Consider the following 18,014-nt stretch of genomic DNA (forward strand, 5'->3'; position numbering starts at 1 on the left):
CCCTTTTTGTCTGTTATAGTTAGTACAGCAATCATATCATGTAATTAATGTGAGCCATTCAATTTTTCTCATACGCCATTTCACGCATTGTAATCTACGATGTGGCAGTGTGAGAACCCTTCTAAGATACACCTCGTGTCAGAGAAGTGTCAATAACAAGCTATACTTTCGATTGACACCAATCGCGCATTTTCCTAAACTTAAATATGAACGATTCGTGTCACTCAATTATATAGGTAATGGAGAATCGGTCTGCTATACAATTGGTCTGATCGATTTAAGAAAGGACGTCGGCATACATGCAAGACAACTTTGATCAAAAAAAGGTGGTTTCAACAAAGCGGCAAACTGGCATATGGTGGCACATGCTTCGCCCCCATACATTGACGGCATCCTTTGTACCTGTCGCTCTAGGAACTGCGCTTTCCTTAAATGTTTCATCTTTACACTGGCCTTTATTTTTCGCCATGATGCTTTCGTGTATCATGATTCAAGCTGCGACAAACATGTTTAATGAATACTTTGATTTCAAACGTGGTCTGGACAATGACCGCTCCGTTGGAATAGGTGGAGGCATTGTACGAGAAGGGGTTATACCTAAAACGGTGCTGAAGGTTGCCTTTAGTTTATTTGCATGCTCTGCACTTATAGGTGTTTACATCTGTCTCGAAACAACATGGTGGATTGCACTCGTGGGTATTGTTTGCATGGCTGCTGGCTACTTCTATACAGGCGGTCCATACCCAATTGCCTACACACCCTTCGGAGAAATCGTTTCAGGCTTTTTTATGGGCTTTGTCATTATTATGATCTCCTTTTATGTGCAAACAGAAACCATTAGCTATTTAAGTATTTTACTTTCCATCCCTGTGTCCCTCCTTATCGGAGCTATTTTATTGTCTAACAACATCCGTGACCTGGACGGAGATAAAGAAAATGGACGAAAAACACTTGCTATTTTAATTGGTCGAAAAAACGCCATCATTTTGCTGACTACGCTGTTTATATTATCCTACTGCTGGATCATTACGCTTGTTGTTGTTGGGATGACTCCCGTCTGGTCATTGCTTGTTTTATTCAGCACACCGAAGGCTTTTGAAGCATCAAAAGGGTTTAAAGGAAAAACGATGCCGATTCAAATGATGCCTGCAATGAAGGCGACGGCACAAACGAATACAATGTTTGGATTTCTTTTATCAGCCGGGCTCTTGATTAGCCATTTAGTTGGGTAATCGATGTATACTTGGAATAAAGGCGGTCATAAAAGACCGTCTTTTTAGAGTGTAAATAAGGACCATTGAAAGGCACGGTTGCCAGTAGAGCAAACTCAACAAAAAAATGAGGGTTTCATTTCACATTGAAAGGCAGTGGCCTTAAATGAGCATGCTTGAATTATTGCAGGTGAAGAAAGTTAGCGTTAGCGCAGAGGAAGTCATTTTAGAAATGCCTGTCAACGAAAACGTACATCAACCAATGGGCTATCTCCATGGTGGGGCCTCTGTTTTTCTTGCCGAAACAGCAGCGAGTCTCGGGGCTCTTGAACATTGTGAACAGGGACTACTCCCTGTTGGGTTAGAGATCAATGCCAACCACATACGTCCTATGAAGGAAGGAATATTGGTCGCAAAAGCAACTCCCGTGCACAAAGGAAAAACAACGATGGTGTGGGAGATAAAGTTAACGACAAAAGAAACTCATGCCCTTATTTGTCTGTCGCGATGCACAATTGCTCTGAAGGCACCTCGTGCATGATTAAGCTTGTAAATGTCCATACTACCCCAAACGACTGTTGAAAAAAGTGAGGGTAGATGATGCTTACAAACGATCAGCAAAAAGAACTGCACCAAAGTTTGTTGGATAGACTTGATGAAATTGAAGCAGAACAACGGAATGAGAAACAACATGACCAGAATGCCCGAACCGAATTATCAACCTACGATAATCATCCAGCGGATTCTGGAACTGAACTTTTTGAACGCGAAAAGGACATGGCCTTACACACGCATTTGGAAAAAGAAAAAAACGACATCCTCACTGCTTTACAACGGATAGAAACAGGGCAGTATGGACGATGTGAAATCAGCGGGAAAGCCATTCCCTTTGAACGCTTACAAGCAATCCCGACGGCAACCACTATTAGAGACGCAGAGAAGCACAACCAACCTGCTTCAGATCGGCCGGTTGAAGAAGACAATTTGTCACCATCTCGAACGTATTTTCCTCAACATGACGGTGAAGACGCTTGGCAAGTGGTTGAGGCCTATGGAACATCCGATACACCAGCTGACCTTTTTGATCCGGATATTTATGATTACGACAGTATGACCTTGTACCAGGATGAACAAGAAGGTGCGGTTGAGGCGTACGAAACCTTCACTGCAAGCAAATCAATAGACGGATCAGGCAAAAGAGCTGTTCCTTCCAGAAGTCATGAGGCGTATGAACAATCCATTGATGACAACCATTCCGATTAATAGTAGTACTTTAGCAGCGTTCTAGATCAGTGACTGATCAGGAACGCTTTTTTTATAAAAAGCGAATCGTTTACATTACGGCTCTCAGTGGTAAAGAAGGGAAAGACGTGAAAGCGAGTGGTGAAAGATGAAGCTCCGTGAATATAAACAAATGGCACACGCAAGAAAGTGGATGAAAAAAAACATGCCTATATTAACAACATGGCACGCCTATGTTGGCTATGAGCTTGATTTGTTTACCACCTTCAAAAAACCGATTTCTCTTCAAACAGCGGCAGATCAACGTAATTTATCTCAAGATCTGCTTGCACGGTGGGTGGACGTCGGCCTGGCGGTTGGGCATTTAAAAGAAAAACAACAGCTGATTCAAGTAAAAAACTACAATAAAATGCCAGTAAAGAAAACCAAAACGAACATGAGTGGCATTCTTTTAAAAGAGATGATGGAGCTTCATATTCCTACCCTTCTCTCCTACCCAGAATTGATGAGACAGAAATCGAAGCAAGAATTTAATGCAGACAAGCATGGAGAGATTGTCGCAGAAACGTCCTCCCTCTTGGAAGGACTTGCACTAAAAAAACTTTATAAGGTGGTTAAAAAACGTAACAGTCAGTCTGTGCTGGATATAGGCTGTGGGCATGGAGGCTACTTATCAAAGCTTGCTGAAAAATTTCCTGAGTTATCGCTAACTGGGATAGATATAAATGAAACTGTTATCGAAGAAGCGAAGCATCGAAACGCAAACCAAAACATTCGCTTCATGAATGAGAATGTGATGTCTATGCCGCAAACGGAGGAACGGTTTGATATCGTAATGATGAACAATGTGTTCCATTACATCGCCCCTTCACAGAGACAAAAGCTTTTTGAAAAAGCAGCACAGCTTCTCTCACCTAATGGCCAGCTTTTTATTGTGACACCAATTAAAAACCCGAAGCACGGCAAGCCCTTTTCTAGTGCGTTTAACAGCTTTTTCACCGCCTTTGAAAACTTATACCCTCTTCCATCAGCGAAAGAAATTCATCAGTTTTCAAAAACCGCTCATACAAAGCCAGTGAACTCTACGTCAATCGTTCGAGAAGGAGGTTGGTATGTTTTTATTTTGGAAAACAAACGGAAAGAAGTAGCTATGTTGAAGCCAATCACAACCCAGACACGGGTGCCAGTAAAATAAGAGATAAAAAAACGCCTACTCTGCTTCCATGAGTAGGCGTTTTTCCGTATGATCGTTACTCTTTCGTTGATGAAGGGAAATCTATCTTTCCTTCTTCATCGTCGGTTGGTCTATCTTGATAGGCATCCTGCTCTTGCTCAAGACGATCAATCGTCTCATTTCGCGGGTCATACAGCCCCGCCTTTTCCGTTTCCTGCGAAGTGGCGGGCTGAGATTGTTTCTCCACTTTTTCCTGTGCCTCGACGGTCCGTAATGCGAAGGGCATTGCCATTAAACGATCCACTGGAATTGGTTCATTGGTCTCTTTACAGTACCCGTATGTCCCGTCTTCCAGACGCTGCAATGCTTCATTGACGTCATCAAGTATACCTTCATCATGCTGTGCAAGCGCGATGGCCTTTTCACGATCATATAACTCAGTCGCCATGTCTGCAGCATGATTGTCTGCACTTGCTGGCACATCGCCGTAACTCTCTGCTAGAGATTGGTCTTTAACTCCACTTTTGTCTTGACGATTTTCAACAGCGTTTTTTATTTCAAGCAGTTGTTGTTTAAGTGTGTTTCGTTGTGAATCAGTCAAATGGCTCATTCTAAATCCCTCCTAATCAACTATTCCTCAGTTTGAGACGTAACAAACATCAGGATGTTGGGAGTAGTTCAGTGAGCATTTTTTCAGTAAGGGGGCCACGACGCTCATACGTTAGTTTTCCGTCTGCATCGATCATAAATGTGACTGGCAAGTAATAGGCCCTGTAATCCGGTATCACTTCTGATTTTGTGTCATACACGACGGGGAACGTAAACCCATTTGCACGTACAAAATTGACGGCATCCTTTTTGCTCCGCTCTGTCGTCGTAGCGTTCACTGTTAATAATTGAACGCTCGGGTTTTCAGATTCGTAATAGTCTTGGAACACGGGCATTTCTTCCTTGCATGGTTCACACCATGATGCCCAAAAGTTAAGCAACACTGGTTTCCCTCGATAATCTGACAGGCGAACTGTCTCACCGTCTGCATTTTTCAAGGAGAAATCCGGGGCAAGCTCCCCCACTTTAAGTGTTGATTTTATTTGTTCAGCGTCTGGCCCTGTCAACAGGACAGGTTCAGAGCTATTATTGTCGTTGTCCTTGTCTATCCAAAAAAACATGGACGACATGACAGCACTTGCTTGTACTTCGTTGTTCTTTGCCCAATCGATAACGCCCCAAACGACAAGGCCAACAAGGAACAGCGATACAAAGACTCTCCGCCAAAGTGTTCTAGACATTCGCCTCGCACCTCATTTCAACCTGATTTCCACCTTATTGTACGCCAAACCATGAAATGTTCATACAGAAAAGTTGTTGCCTTTGTTACGATACCGTGAAGAGTTTCAGCAAGGGGCAAATTTTAACTGCGTTCACTTATTGAACAAGTTAATCCATAAGACTACAATGCGTGGAAATAACGATTATTAGACAGTATAGAAATAAGGGGCAAGCATAAAAAAACGTGCCGAATTGGCACGTTTTTCATTATAAAATCCCTAGCGATTCAATCTTTGTTTTTGTTTCGGTTGTGCCTAGCTCATGGAGAAATTTGAATAAGTGAACAAACGAACGATCATGTTGCTTTTGTTCTTCTCGTGAGTAGGATTCATCAAGTGGTGTGAGAAAGAAAGCTTTCGCATCAAATTGATGCTCCTTCGTCTCGTCCAGATATCGTTCAAGCTTTGCACGTTCCTCTTCATTTGCGTGAACCTCATACGTCACTTCATTGTCAGGGACGTCTACCGTTTGCATTTCACCCGTTTGCACATTTACGAAAAAGGTTTGTTTTCCCATCCTTGGATCACTCCTGATTTTATCATCCGCATTTTCGGTGGACTAAATCCTTGGCGTCCTTCCTAGAAATGCTTGGTTATTAGGAGGTATACCCGAACCCTATTCCTTCTAACCGTTTTCGTTACGCGCCTCACGAATACCAGAGATTATCGCATTTACAGCGACTTTAATAACAGCGTATAAAGGCACAGCGAGGAGAATACCGATGAAACCGAAGACTGAGCCCATCGCAAGAATGATCAAGATGACAGTCACTGGGTGAATATTAAGTCGGTCCCCTAAAATTTTCGGAGAAACGAGATTCCCTTCAGACTGCTGAACAATAACAAAGACGATCAACACCTTTACGATCATAAAGGTACCATCTGGTATGGCGATCACAATCGCTGGGAGAATCCCTAAAAAAGGACCTAGGAATGGGATAAACGATGTGACTAATGCAAATAAAGCAAGCACTGCTGCGAAAGGGAGGCCTATCAACAAATACCCACAAAACATAAGGACACCAATGACCGTTGCGACAAGCATTTGACCGAGCACGTAAGCTTGCACGGTTCCATCCATCTCGCGTAGGGCGTCCCCGACTTGATTTTCATACTTTCTTGGGGACCACTTTAGCAATGATGGATACACTTTATGATCATCCTTAAGAAGGTAGAAAAGAATAAATGGAATAACAACAGCGACTGTAATGGCGCTCGTCACAGCACCAGCGATACTAAACACATTATTTCCTATGGTTCCTAAGGAGTTTTGCAGGAAATTGAGGACGTTATCACGAATTTCCGTCACCGGTGCACTATTAAAATCAACCATCGCAAGCAAATTATTAAATTGTTCTTCACCAGCTGCAAGAATAATTGGCCATTGATTTACTAAATCTTGGAACTGAGCAGTTAAAAAACCTCCTACTCCGGTGATCGCAAAAGCCATCGCCCCTACGATTACAACAAAGATGATTAAAATGGACAATGAACGCCATATGTATTGAGACAGCCACCTCACAACTGGACGTAATATGTAATAAAGAATTCCAGCTAGAAGTATTGGCGTAAGCATTGTCGTCAAAAACGTTAATAAAGGTTCTATAAAAAACTGAACTTCACCGTATAACTTGATGGCCAACAGTAAAAGGACTGCGCCTACCAAATATTTGAACCAAGCTTTTTGATACCACACAAGCATCACCTCTTCTTAAAAAAGTTTACAATTTATTCTATCACAATCTCAAGTAAACACATCGACGCTCTATCTTTGCGTGAATTTTTTTCGTTTCTATGGTAGTATGAGAAAAAATTATACTTATTTTTTTGAGTTTGAAATCTTGTCCTGAGCGCGATTCCTCTGATTGGAATATTGACGAATACCTATTCATGACATTTTAGTATGAACCATTTCAAAGCAAAAGGGTGAGATACTTTATGACTACACAGAACACAGAACAAACTCATGATACAAGCGCCCCGCTGCGCAAAGATGTGAAAATGCTCGGCAACATGCTCGGAGATGTACTTCTTCTCCAAGGAGGGCAATCCTTGTTAGACACGGTAGAGCGCATCCGTGAAAAAACAAAGGAGCTTCGTAATGACTCTGATCGTACGTCAAGTGATCAGCAGCTCAAAAAAGATATTTCTGCTCTAAAACCTCCACAACGGGGACAGGTTATCCGTGCATTTGCGATTTATTTCCATTTAGTTAATATTGCAGAGCAGACACATCGCATTCGTCGACGCAAAGCATACCAGCGTGAAGCTGAAAATGTCATGCAGCCAGGATCGCTCGAAAATACAGTTGTGAAAATGAAAGAAAAGGATATCTCTCAAGAGGTCATCTCAGAGGTCCTACATAAGCTAAACCTTGAGCTTATTATCACCGCCCATCCTACAGAAGCAACCCGTCGGACGGTCCTCCAAATTCATGGACGAATTGCCGAATTATTGATTAAAAAAGATGTCCCTATATTGACAGCTCGTGAACAGGAAGAGCTTGATGAAGCCTTGTTTGATGAAGTCATGACACTTTGGCAAACAGAAGAGCTTAGAGACCGCAAGCCAACCGTTATGGACGAAGTATCTAACGGTCTATATTATTTCGACAAAACCCTATTTGAAATCCTCCCTCAAATTCACCAAGAACTTGAGGACTCTTTGAACAAGCATTATCCAGAAACATCATGGAGTGTCCCAAATTTTCTCCGCTTCGGCTCATGGATTGGTGGCGACCGGGACGGGAACCCAAATGTGACTCCTGAGATAACTTGGTCAACACTTGAAAGTCACCGGGAACTTGCTATAAAAAAATATATAGAGGCTACGGAGTATCTTCACCGCTTTTTAAGTCACTCTTCAAAACATGTTCAAATTAGCGAGGAACTCATAGCGTCAGTTGAACAGGAAGCCCACCTATTGCAAGCTTCGGAAAAGTGGGTCGTTAATCATGAGGTTTATCGGAACAAGCTAACGATTATTAAAAAGAAATTAAAAGAAACGGGCAAAAGCACTTTCGGGTATGATTCTTCAGAAGCTTTTCTTGCTGACTTGCATCTTATTCGCAAAAGCTTTGAAAAACATCAAATGCGTGCCCATGAATCCAAGAGAATTCGCCACCTCATTCGCCAGGTTGAACTATTTGGCTTCCATCTTGCGTCTCTCGACATTCGCAATCATAGTGGCGAGCATGCGTCCGCTCTTGATGAAATTTTAAAAAGCGTCAATCTTGCTGATAACTATTCTGCACTTCCTGAAAAAGAGAAAGTTGCTCTGTTATCGTCTGTCATAAAAGACCCTCGCCCATTAATTTCATTCAAGGAAACGTTAAGCGAGGAAACGCAAAAAATCTTTGGTGTGTTTGAATTAATTCGTTCAGCTCACAAAGAATTCGGTCCTCGGTCGATTGAAGTTTATTTGGTTAGTATGACAGAATCCGCAAGTGACTTATTGGAAGTGCTTGTATTAGCTAAAGAAGCTGGGATCTTCCGTTTACACGCAGATGGTCGCATTGAGAGTCATCTCACTGTCGCTCCTTTGCTTGAAACAATTGACGACTTAGTCGCTGGACCTGACATCATGAAAACCCTTTTTGACATTGATTTTTATCGTAGGCACCTCAAAGAACGTAACGATATGCAAGAAATCATGCTAGGCTACTCAGATGGAAGTAAAGATGGCGGAACATTGACGGCGAACTGGAAGCTCTATAAAGCACAACAGGAAATTCATGAAATGGCAAAAGGTTATCAAATTGGTTTGAAATTTTTCCATGGCCGTGGTGGTTCTCTCGGCAGAGGCGGTGGACCATTAAACCGCAGTATTCTCTCACAACCAGCTGAAACACTTGGTGATGGCGTGAAAATCACCGAGCAGGGTGAAGTGTTGTCCTCACGGTATCTCCTATTTGACATTGCGCATCGTAGCTTAGAGCAAGCCGCATCTGCTTTGCTTGCTGCTACTGCACACATCTCTTCGGAAACAGAGGAACACTACCATCGCGCGCCGGAGTGGGTTCAGGCAATGGATGATATGTCTGACGTCTCATTAAAGACCTATCAATCACTAGTATTCGGAGACGATGATTTTGTAGAGTATTTTACACAATCCACACCATTGCCAGAGTTAGGTGAGTTGAACATCGGCTCGCGCCCTACAAGCCGTAAAAACAGCTCGAAATTTGATGATTTACGTGCCATTCCTTGGGTATTTGCTTGGACGCAAAGCCGCCAGCTTCTGCCTGCTTGGTTTGCTGCTGGGTCTGGTCTCGCAGCCTATGCAAACAATGGGCATCTGCCAGTGCTTCAAGATATGTATAAACATTGGCCATTTTTCCGTTCTACAATTGAGAATCTACAAATGGCCCTTAAAAAAGCCGATCTTTCTGCAGCGAAGGAATACATGAAGCTTGTTGAAAACCAAGACATTGCTGAGCGTATTTTCGGGGTCATTAGTGAAGAGTATAAACTCACACAAGACGTTCTTTTGAAAATTACTGAGCAAGATGAATTGCTTGACCATAGCCCTAACATTAAATCGTCCATTATTCTTCGAAATCCGTATGTTGATCCTTTAAACTTCCTTCAAGTTGAACTTATCTCTCAACTGAGAGCAAATCATGAAGGAAATGAGAAGGACGATGATGGACTTTTAAGAGAAGTACTTCTGACCATTAACGGTCTTGCAGCGGGTCTTCGGAATACAGGCTGATCCAATTGCTCCTACAGTAAAAAACGTGCCGATCGATGAGAAATCGATCTGGCACGTTTTTTTAGTTCACACTAAAACCAACCCTTGAAATGAGAGCACAGAAAAATCCGAGATAACAAGATCTCGGATTTTCTAGTCTATCGTGTAATGCGCAGAGTTTATTCTGCAGCGTCTGTTCCTTCTTCAGTGTCACCAGTCATATCATCAGTACCACCAGTCATATCATCTGTTCCTTCGGTGTCACCCATGTCGCCCTCAGTGCCCATGTCACCTTCTGTGCCCATATCGCCCTCAGTGCCCATGTCACCTTCTGTGCCCATATCGCCTTCAGCGTCCATGTCACCTTCTGTGCCCATATCGCCTTCAGCGTCCATGTCACCTTCTGTGCCCATGTCACCTTCTGTGCCCATGTCACCTTCTGTGCCTGTATCACCGTCAGCAGGCTCAGTTGCGTCCACAGGAGCGTCATCTGTTGGTTCCGCATCATCTGCGCCACCGCACCCTGCAAGAACACCTAGTGCTAGTGCTGAAGAAGCCATTGACATTAACCATTTTTTTCTATTCATTTTTATTTCCTCCTTTAATTTCCAATTAATAAATGTATTTTGCGTGAGCGCTATTAACTAAGTATCTCTGCCCCGCTTATATGAACTTTACCCGGTATAGCGAGAAATTCATCCTCTTTTTTTATTACAATTCGTTTTCAATTCTTTACAACCTCGTAAAAAAACGGGATAAACCCCTTGGCAGAGCCTATCCCACTCACATAAAAAACAATAATTTTTTTATAAAAAAACAAGTTTGAGATGAGTTTACAATACCTCATTTAAAGTTAAACCATCCAAATCTCACATTGTGGCCTTGTTTTATTAATGAACAAACGCCTCTTAGTAAGTCATGTTGAAGCTCACTTTTACTGTCCGAAACTCATTATTAAACGCTCAGCTAAAGTGAGCTTCCATTCATGAACTGAGGGGATTCATGCGTTCTCTGTTTTAAGAACAGTCTGTCCTTGGCCTTGTTTGTCTTAAATGCTCAACTTTCGCACCTTACATTTGACAGACACGCTTAGATATAACTGTGTAAACCTGCAATTTATTGTTAGGGTTGGATATTTATACAATGAACCATCGCTCGCTTTCAACCTTAGGGCAACATCGACTCACAAGTACGCTTCGTCGTGATTTTTTTGCCGCTGGAGTCTCGCTAGTGGCTGCTAAAATATACTCATTTTTTTGTGCGACTAGAGTGTAGAAATCCGCTCTTAGTTACTAAAAGGTGAGCTTTTAGAAAATATAGGATTGTGAGCACGAGCAACTTGAATTTCCTAAATACACAAGAGTTTAATCAAATTATCTCACCTTGCTTCTACTCAAGCACAGCCAGCGTTGAAGGTGATTGTTGCACTGCACAAGTTGTCAGAATACAAACAAACCTGAAGTCCACCGCTGAATCTTCATTAGGTGATATAACTTTGCATGTAACGATGCGCTTACTTTTCTCGTTTACGAAAGCAACTGGGTCAACTCGATTTTCAATCTCTCCGTTGTAGAGACCTGGACAAAATAAAAACAATTTACGCAGAAACCAACATCAGCGTAGTCAAAATACGTAGACTCCTGCGGGAACAGCGCGAGCTGAAGATCCCGCAGGAAAGCTTGCTTTCCGAGGAAGCTGAAGCCGTGCCCGCGGAAAGCGAAGTATTTTGACGAAGCGGTCGTATTTACTCTTCACCCTGAAGGGCACAAGTGCATCATCGATTCGTCAATTGATCTATCTCACCTTGTTTCCACTTTGGCACATGCCAGCGATGGAGGTGATTTTCGCACTGCGAAAGTTGTCTGGAAGGAAACTATAGTCTGGATTGAGCCTCACTTATTTTGATAAGATTCGGCTGTTCTCTTTTTTCAACCATTGGTTCGTTACGTCAACTCCTAACACCGGTCGGCTATATAAATAGCCCTGTCCAATATCACAATTGCGTTTCTTGAGAAAAGACTCTTGGTCTTGCAATTCAATTCCCTCGGCAACGACACGGATACCCAATGAATGAGCGATATCAATGAGGGCCGTTACAATTGTTGCGTTGCTTCCATCAATAAGTACATCTCTCAAAAACGATTGGTCAATTTTCAATTCATTGACGGGCAATCGTTTAAGATAAGATAGAGAGGAATAGCCCGTTCCAAAATCATCGACAGCAAGCTGTATACCCATCTCTTTAAAATGCTGTAAACTCTGAATGGTACTCGAGCAGTCTTTAATAAAAATGCTTTCTGTCAACTCAAACCGCAAGAAGGCAGCATCGACACCTGTCATCGAAATAATTTCCTTTACCTTATGTACAAAATCCTTTTCCTCCAATTGAAGAGCTGAAATATTAATTGACACTGGGTAGGATAAACCTGTTGAAATTGACCATTCTTGAATCTGTTCACAAGCGGTTTGAATGACCCATAGCCCTAATTCAACGATTTGACCAGTTTCCTCTGCAAGGGGAATAAAGACGGCAGGCGATATAAAACCATTCTCTTCATTATTCCATCGGAGCAATGCTTCCAGTCCAGACAGCTTCCCTGTAGCTAAGGCGATCTGAGGTTGATACATTAAGAAAAACTCATTGTTTTCCATTGCTGTACGAATTCTTTGGCGCGTATCACTAAGCTGCGCATCCAAACTTTGCATTTCCTGCGTAAAATATTTGTATGTATTTTTTTCTTTTTTGGCCATGTACATCGCTGTATCTGCTTTTTTTAACAACATTTCAGTATCTTGACCGTCCTCAGGATACACTGAGATTCCAATGCTTGGTGTGACTAGGGTTTCCCCACCTTGAATGTGAAAAGGTTCTGACATGCTTGAATGAATCGCCTCTGCCATCGCCGTAATTTGATGAAGGTGATCATAGTTCTCCAGTATAATTGTAAACTCATCACCACCCCATCGGCTTACAACGTCATCCGGGCGAACTGTTTTTTCCATTCTCTGACCGACTTGACGCAGTAGTTCATCTCCAGCAGCGTGACCAAATGTATCATTAATTTGCTTAAACCGATCCAAATCAATAAATACCAAAGCAACACGTGTTTTTTCTTGTGAGGCAAGTTGAATAGCCTGACTGAGTCGGTTCTCAAACGTTCGCCTATTCGGTAGGTCCGTCAGCATGTCATAGTGTGCTAGCTTATAAAGGCGGTCTTCCGCCTGTTTACGATGACTAATGTCTGAATAAATCGATACATAATGAGTTGGCTTCCCATTCTCGTCAGTGACAACGCTAACAGACAACCACTCAGGATAAATCGTACCATTTTTGCTTTTATTCCAGACTTCCCCTTGCCATTCACCATTTTCTTTAAGAGACTGACACATGCGCTCATAAAACCACTTTTCCTGTTTTCCTGATTGAAGAAAACGAGGCGTTTTTCCTAACACTTCATTTTCCGTATATCCCGTTACTCTAGTAAAAGCAGGATTAATTGAAAGGATCCGCAACTTATGATCAGTGATCATGACGCCTTCAACGGTTTGTTCAATCACCTTCGCTTGCAAGTGAAGGCGTTTTTCTGCTCGACTTTCTTTGGTTACATCAGAGAACATCCCTATATAATACAAAGGCTTTTCCTTTTGCGTATAAATCGTGCGGATACTAAGGCCTTTTTCATAGGATGTCCCATTTTTTTTATAGCTTATGAGCTTCCCATCCCAGCTCCCGGTTTCCTTCACTTGCTTCCAAAAATTGTGGTTTTTTTCGGTTTTGAAAATAGCCGCCTTTTTACCGATGATTTCTTCTTCTCGATATCCAGTTAGCGCCTCAAACAGACGATTAACAGCAAGAATCTCACCTTGCAGTGTCGTAATCATCATTCCTTGATTTGTTTTTTGAAAAAGAACGCTGTCCAATATATCTTGAAGGACGATATACTCTTCGTTCGTCATCAGAGCACCTCTATTTTTGACATGCCTTCAGTATAGCCTACTTTTAGCTAGGTATAAAGGCACATCTTCCACAAGATTACCCATCATACGTTTTTATGCAAAAAATGAAAAATGTTTCTTTTAAAAGCGCTTAATCGCTTTAAAGATCATCTTGGTATCAATTAAACATAGCAAGTGATTGTAAACGAATATCCCTGATGATCTGAGGATGAATGTCAGTCAGGATCGTTTGAGCAAAATCCCAAGCGTTGCATTCAATTTTATGAAGAATTTGTTTTCTCACATGCTCATTCTCTGTACTATCGTATTCATGCACTAGTGACTGTAGCATCGGATCTGTCGCATGACCTAATTCATGAGCACAAATGACAGCTGCATATTTTAAAAACCAATCTAAACTTTTAAACGTCTGCGTGCACTGTTCTTTAATGCCTTCTTTATATAACGTGATGTGGTGGTTCGTCTCATCATACATGCCACCAATACAAAAACTTTTTGGATGATGATCCTCAATAGTAATCGAAATATCGGCGTTTGCTCTATCAGCCACTCGATCAATGACTGGTTCAAGATACTTGTCCCAACTTACATGTTCATCCTTGCAATAAAAAATAAATACCTTCCCCCTTGAACAATGACACACTTTCACAAGTATAGGGGGTCATTCGATTCAATTCAATGGAGACGCCTAAATAATAAAAACCCCAGGCAGATGCCTGAGGTTTATACTTTTATCCTTTGAAAAGCTGAACGTACATTGTCCCGTAAGGACCGCCTTCAACGACGCCAATACCAACATTCGTATAGTCGCTCTTCAAGATGTTTTCACGGTGACCTTGAGAGTTCATTAGTGCCTCATGAGCTTTTTCAACAGTTTGGTTTCCAGCAAGGTTTTCCCCTGCAGTTTGATACTCAACACCAAATTGATTCATCATATCAAATGGAGAACCATACGTAGGAGACTGATGGGAAAAATAGCTGTTATCAATCATATCTTGTGCTTTCAATCGTGCAAGCTTTGTTAATTCTGGGTCTGCTTGAAGTGGCTCAAGTCCCTGTTCAGCACGAGCGTTATTCACAAGATCAAGCATTTGTTGCTCTTGTGCCTGTAGCCCGTTGTCTTCTGATGATTGTTTATCATCTGATGATTGTGATTCATCATTTTTTTCAGGAGCTTTTACAGTAGGTTGCTGCTCCTCTGCTGGAGCTGCTTCAGGTTTTTCGGCTTGTTCTGCTTTACCTGGCTGCTCTTGTACACCCTGTTGTTCAGGAGCCTTTTCGTCTGACTCAGGCGGATTGCCTTTTGTATTCATATTGATGTTCAACTCTTGTAGGAGCTTTTCAACATCAATTCCATTTGTTTGAATATTGGAAAATCCTTTTTCCTCTAAAATGGATTGAATGTTTGCGGATACCTGATTAGGATCCTGCTGAGGAGCGTCATTCCCTGGTGCTGTTGCGCCAAATAATGATGTACAAAGTGATGCAATAACCAAACTTTTCATGCTCGTCCACCTCCAAAGTATTTTCACTGATATGTTTCGGAGGTTGGAGGTGGATTCATGTCGGTTTTTGTCTCGGTAATAAATACCACATTTATGGAAATTATTCCTTCGTCATTCTAACCCTTCGAAACCGCAATTCTTGATCTTTCGTGGATGTCTTCATCACTCTATTGGGAACGTCAGAGAAATTTGCGTACCGATCCCTTGGTCACTAGTAATTTTAATCGTCCCTCCATGTGTTTTCACGATATTAAACACGACCATTAAGCCAAGACCACTACCTGCAGTTTTTGTCGTGTAGAAAGGCTGACCAAGGTTTTTAATCGTATGCTCTGACATACCCTCTCCCTCATCATTGATAAATACTGAAAAATTATTTTGATCAAAGGTCGAGTAAATACTTACATTTTCACCTTCTGGCGTAGCTTCAATCGCATTTTTTATAAGGTTAATAAATACTTGCTTGAGTTGCTTTTCATCTCCATACGTCATAATATCAGCGGCTTCTAGCTTTGTTTTTAAGCGAACATTTTTTTCTCTAGCCTGGCCACGCATTAGACTAATGGCCATGTCCAGCATTGATTGTGGATGGATATGTCTTTTTAAGATGTTTTTTTGTTTACCGAGCTCGAGTAATTCGGTAGAGAATTGCTCTAAGGATTTTAACTCTTCATTCATAATCTCAATGTAATGCGCCTGCTCTTTTTTTACTGTTGGCTGAAGAAGCTTTAAAAACCCTTGCAATGAAGCAATGGGGTTTTTGATTTCGTGGGCAATTCCTGCAGCAAGTTCTCCTATGAGCTGCATACTTTCTGCTTTTTCAAGCTTTTGCCGCAACGCCTCTGTTTCGTTCAAGTCACGAAACGTTACTGCATAGAGACCAACCTTTTCAAACGGTGTCAACCGATACGTAATCAGCATCTGTTCTCCCTTATTAAAAATCGTTAATTCACCTTCGAACTCTTCTGATTGAAAATCTTCAAAAAATGAAGTGTACGTATCACGCATATCGCTCGGAAAATAATCCATTAAATAGGAGACTGTAAGCTCATCGAGCGATTGTCCTAGGAGTTTACATGCTTTATGATTTGCACTATGTATTTTTAATGATGAAGCGTCCAGAACAACCACCGCGTCTAAAGCGTAATCAAGCAACCCGGAAGTTACATCATCTGGGGCATCTTTAGTTTCCATAAATACGGTTCCGATGATGATTGAATCTGTGCTTCCTTCTTTCGGTCTAAGTGTAGTCACAAAGGTTTCATTATCGATCTCTGTAGAAAACGTGATTTTATGACCCATAAATGCCGTATGATAGTGCTTTATTAATGTTGGCAGCATGGATTTAGGAACAACCTCGTCTACTGTTTTGTTTGCCATATGCTGCAAAAACTCTTTTTTTTCTGTCAGTTTACCTTTTGCTAGTAAGTATACGAATTTGCCATCCGCTTGCTTTTTTACAACATACAGCATCCCTTCAAGATTGCGTAATATTTCTTGAGTGTCAGGTATTGTATACGGAATGTACGATTGATCCAAGATGCCATTCCCCCTTAAACTGAAAACATATAGAAAAGTATGGACTTTTTCACAGTAAAAGTCCGCTTCCCCTTTTTTTCCTATTGTATCATAATTTTTACGGTCATTCTCTTTCACTATACTTGGAGTGGGCGATTTCTGCTTCCATCCTTTTTAATCGTTGAATTGTGTCATGATAATGAGAGGGTTGCGAATTCTCGCTAGTATATCGCTCGAGTTCGATAATAGCTTGTTGAATAGATCTGTGTAAAAACTGGGCCTGGTGTGATTGGCTGTCTTTATAAAAATCTATATACCAGCTCCTATCATCGCTAAGCTGTGCTAAAAAAACATCTTTTGGGTTTGTTCCTTTATTTCTTAATTCGCGATGAACCCAGTCCTCAGTGAGATGCAGTTTCGCTAATGCTCTTTGCTGAATATGACCATCACTAATAATGGTTATAGGTGAGCCGGTTTTTTCAGAATGTCGGTTTGCATCACGCTTGGTGTATGGCTGATCCAATTCTTTTAGCTGAACGCTTAAGTCACCTGATGGTTCTAAAATCGCTGTTTCTACTTGGTTTAAGTCGAATATATTTTTCTTACGTAATTGCTCAAGCAATTCATTTGTTGTGTATTTTTCCTTTTTCAATTGTTCCTCCAGCAAAACACCATGGTCTATGAAGTAAGAAGGTTTACCATCGGCAAAATCACGGAAGGTTTGGCTTTTAAGTGCCAATCTATCCATTAATAATGGGACAAAAGCCCAAATAATAAATGCAGAAATGCCGTCTTGTATTTGAATTCCGCTATCCATGCTGAGACTTCCAGCAATATCACCAAGCGTGATGCCTACGATATATTCAAAATAAGAGAGCTTCGATAGTTGTTTTTTCCCTAACAACTTTGTTGTCATAAACAGCCCCAGCAAGATCAATACAGAGCGGAGTATGATCGTTAACCAATCAGGCATGCTTTAGCGCTCCTTTTTGTTACACAGTAGGATTGGAACGCGGCATAACCACGCCCCAACGAATCTTATCCTTTGGCTTTAAATAGTAAGGAGCCGATAAATGCAAAAATGATTGCGGCTGAGATACCAGCGCTTGTCACTTCAAACATCCCACTAATGACCCCGACAATCCCATGCTGTGCAGATTCTTCCATCGCTCCCTTTACGAGCGAATTTCCGAAGCTCATAATGGGGACAGTAGCTCCAGCTCCTGCAAAATCAATTAAACGATCATATAGACCAAATGCTGAAAGAATCGCACCTACGACAACTAGCAAACTTAATGTATGCGCAGGTGTTAGCCTGCCCACATCCATGAGCAGCTGGCCCACGACACAAATTAATCCCCCAATTAAAAACGCCCAAAAAAACATT

16 protein-coding genes are annotated in these 18,014 nt (G+C 41.6%); 5 read left to right on the plus strand and 11 right to left on the minus strand.

Annotated features, from left to right (window positions below):
• Positions 1–299 precede the first annotated feature (299 nt).
• The 4 genes from EV213_RS08670 to EV213_RS08685 all read left to right on the plus strand — a co-directional run bounded on the left by EV213_RS08670 (position 300) and on the right by EV213_RS08685 (position 3,648).
• Positions 300–1,232 carry a 1,4-dihydroxy-2-naphthoate polyprenyltransferase gene (locus EV213_RS08670; RefSeq protein ID WP_133580133.1) on the plus strand — a complete coding sequence of 311 codons (933 nt, stop codon included), beginning with the start codon at positions 300–302 and terminating at the stop codon, positions 1,230–1,232.
• A gap of 145 nt (positions 1,233–1,377) precedes the next feature.
• Positions 1,378–1,752: a hotdog fold thioesterase gene (locus tag EV213_RS08675; protein WP_133580134.1), complete on the plus strand. Its 375-nt coding sequence runs from the start codon at positions 1,378–1,380 to the stop codon at positions 1,750–1,752.
• Positions 1,753–1,808: 56 nt separating this feature from the next.
• Positions 1,809–2,474, plus strand: a complete 666-nt coding sequence (locus EV213_RS08680) for a TraR/DksA C4-type zinc finger protein (RefSeq protein WP_133580135.1) — start codon at positions 1,809–1,811, stop codon at positions 2,472–2,474.
• A gap of 184 nt (positions 2,475–2,658) precedes the next feature.
• Positions 2,659–3,648 (plus strand): class I SAM-dependent methyltransferase, encoded by a 990-nt coding sequence (locus EV213_RS08685; RefSeq protein WP_243740044.1) that lies wholly within the window; start codon positions 2,659–2,661, stop codon positions 3,646–3,648.
• Positions 3,649–3,703: 55 nt separating this feature from the next.
• On the opposite strand, the gene EV213_RS08690 is transcribed toward EV213_RS08685, so the two are convergent.
• The 4 genes from EV213_RS08690 to EV213_RS08705 form a co-directional block, all read right to left on the minus strand.
• Positions 3,704–4,237, minus strand: a complete 534-nt coding sequence (locus EV213_RS08690) for a TraR/DksA C4-type zinc finger protein (RefSeq protein WP_133580137.1) — start codon at positions 4,235–4,237, stop codon at positions 3,704–3,706.
• A 49-nt stretch (positions 4,238–4,286) separates the two neighbouring features.
• The gene (locus EV213_RS08695) at positions 4,287–4,916 is read right to left on the minus strand and encodes a peroxiredoxin family protein (RefSeq protein ID WP_133580138.1); all 630 of its coding nucleotides are present in this window, start codon (positions 4,914–4,916) and stop codon (positions 4,287–4,289) included.
• Positions 4,917–5,163: 247 nt separating this feature from the next.
• A complete protein-coding gene (locus EV213_RS08700) occupies positions 5,164–5,472 on the minus strand; it encodes a hypothetical protein (RefSeq protein WP_133580139.1) in 309 nt (102 codons plus the stop codon).
• A gap of 108 nt (positions 5,473–5,580) precedes the next feature.
• Complete coding sequence (locus tag EV213_RS08705; RefSeq protein WP_166639224.1) at positions 5,581–6,651, minus strand: AI-2E family transporter; 1,071 nt, start codon at positions 6,649–6,651, stop codon at positions 5,581–5,583.
• A gap of 242 nt (positions 6,652–6,893) precedes the next feature.
• Between EV213_RS08705 and ppc the strand changes: the two genes are divergently transcribed.
• The gene (gene ppc, locus EV213_RS08710; RefSeq protein WP_133580141.1) at positions 6,894–9,668 is read left to right on the plus strand and encodes a phosphoenolpyruvate carboxylase; all 2,775 of its coding nucleotides are present in this window, start codon (positions 6,894–6,896) and stop codon (positions 9,666–9,668) included.
• Positions 9,669–9,826: 158 nt separating this feature from the next.
• Here ppc and EV213_RS08715 read toward each other — a convergent pair whose 3' ends face one another.
• The 7 genes from EV213_RS08715 to spoVAE form a co-directional block, all read right to left on the minus strand.
• Positions 9,827–10,234, minus strand: coding sequence for a hypothetical protein (locus EV213_RS08715; protein WP_133580142.1), 408 nt, complete (start codon positions 10,232–10,234; stop codon positions 9,827–9,829).
• Between the two features lie 1,309 nt (positions 10,235–11,543).
• Complete coding sequence (locus tag EV213_RS08720; protein ID WP_133580143.1) at positions 11,544–13,604, minus strand: sensor domain-containing protein; 2,061 nt, start codon at positions 13,602–13,604, stop codon at positions 11,544–11,546.
• Positions 13,605–13,761: 157 nt separating this feature from the next.
• Complete coding sequence (locus EV213_RS08725; RefSeq protein WP_133580144.1) at positions 13,762–14,154, minus strand: hypothetical protein; 393 nt, start codon at positions 14,152–14,154, stop codon at positions 13,762–13,764.
• Positions 14,155–14,335: 181 nt separating this feature from the next.
• A complete protein-coding gene (locus EV213_RS08730; RefSeq protein ID WP_133580145.1) occupies positions 14,336–15,109 on the minus strand; it encodes a CAP domain-containing protein in 774 nt (257 codons plus the stop codon).
• Positions 15,110–15,271: 162 nt separating this feature from the next.
• Positions 15,272–16,648 (minus strand): PAS domain-containing sensor histidine kinase, encoded by a 1,377-nt coding sequence (locus EV213_RS08735; RefSeq protein WP_133580146.1) that lies wholly within the window; start codon positions 16,646–16,648, stop codon positions 15,272–15,274.
• A gap of 103 nt (positions 16,649–16,751) precedes the next feature.
• Positions 16,752–17,600, minus strand: a complete 849-nt coding sequence (locus EV213_RS08740; protein ID WP_133580147.1) for a DUF421 domain-containing protein — start codon at positions 17,598–17,600, stop codon at positions 16,752–16,754.
• 65 nt (positions 17,601–17,665) lie between these two features.
• Entirely contained in the window at positions 17,666–18,013 is a 348-nt protein-coding gene (spoVAE, locus tag EV213_RS20695; protein WP_166639237.1) for a stage V sporulation protein AE, read from the minus strand.
• Position 18,014 lies beyond the last annotated feature (1 nt).

Origin of the sequence: Aureibacillus halotolerans (genome assembly GCF_004363045.1) — a bacterium.
Classification (GTDB): Bacteria; Bacillota; Bacilli; order Bacillales; family DSM-28697; genus Aureibacillus; species Aureibacillus halotolerans.

Bases quoted from the DNA above. Each gene is read 5' to 3' on its own strand.
- EV213_RS08675 (WP_133580134.1), top strand. From the start codon at position 1,378: ATGAGCATGCTTGAATTATTGCAGGTGAAGAAAGTTAGCGTTAGCGCA.
- EV213_RS08690 (WP_133580137.1), bottom strand. From the start codon at position 4,237: ATGAGCCATTTGACTGATTCACAACGAAACACACTTAAACAACAACTG.
- EV213_RS08730 (WP_133580145.1), bottom strand. From the start codon at position 15,109: ATGAAAAGTTTGGTTATTGCATCACTTTGTACATCATTATTTGGCGCA.
- ppc (WP_133580141.1), top strand. From the start codon at position 6,894: ATGACTACACAGAACACAGAACAAACTCATGATACAAGCGCCCCGCTG.
- EV213_RS08700 (WP_133580139.1), bottom strand. From the start codon at position 5,472: ATGGGAAAACAAACCTTTTTCGTAAATGTGCAAACGGGTGAAATGCAA.
- EV213_RS08670 (WP_133580133.1), top strand. From the start codon at position 300: ATGCAAGACAACTTTGATCAAAAAAAGGTGGTTTCAACAAAGCGGCAA.
- EV213_RS08715 (WP_133580142.1), bottom strand. From the start codon at position 10,234: ATGAATAGAAAAAAATGGTTAATGTCAATGGCTTCTTCAGCACTAGCA.
- EV213_RS08680 (WP_133580135.1), top strand. From the start codon at position 1,809: ATGATGCTTACAAACGATCAGCAAAAAGAACTGCACCAAAGTTTGTTG.
- EV213_RS08720 (WP_133580143.1), bottom strand. From the start codon at position 13,604: ATGACGAACGAAGAGTATATCGTCCTTCAAGATATATTGGACAGCGTT.
- spoVAE (WP_166639237.1), bottom strand. From the start codon at position 18,013: ATGTTTTTTTGGGCGTTTTTAATTGGGGGATTAATTTGTGTCGTGGGC.
- EV213_RS08685 (WP_243740044.1), top strand. From the start codon at position 2,659: ATGCCTATATTAACAACATGGCACGCCTATGTTGGCTATGAGCTTGAT.
- EV213_RS08695 (WP_133580138.1), bottom strand. From the start codon at position 4,916: ATGTCTAGAACACTTTGGCGGAGAGTCTTTGTATCGCTGTTCCTTGTT.
- EV213_RS08740 (WP_133580147.1), bottom strand. From the start codon at position 17,600: ATGCCTGATTGGTTAACGATCATACTCCGCTCTGTATTGATCTTGCTG.